Annotated in this window: 1 protein-coding gene; it reads left to right on the top strand. The window is 43.0% G+C overall.

Annotation, left to right across the window (positions count from 1 at the left end; all coding sequences use genetic code 11):
* Window positions 1-251, top strand: a 251-nt coding sequence (locus tag ETC07_RS16315) for a hypothetical protein (protein WP_136249336.1), incomplete at both ends; no start/stop codon positions are given.

The following is a 251-nucleotide window of genomic DNA, read 5'->3' on the forward strand; positions in this document are numbered from 1 at the left end:
TAGTGGATACTTTAGAATTCGCTCGTAATCTGTACCCAGAGATGAAGCGTTTTGGTTTGGGACAATTGACGAAAAAGTTTCAGATTGGTTTAGAGCATCACCACATGGCCAACTATGATGCGGAAGCGACGGGACGTTTATTGTTTGTCTTCCTTAATGAAGTTCGCGATCGTTTTGGCTGGACATCACTGCTTGACTTGAACGACAAACTCGTAGCGGAAGATTCTTATAAGAAAGTCCGTCCAAAACAC

The organism is Halomonas borealis (assembly GCF_004798905.1).
GTDB classification, from domain to species: Bacteria; Pseudomonadota; Gammaproteobacteria; order Pseudomonadales; family Halomonadaceae; genus Halomonas; species Halomonas borealis.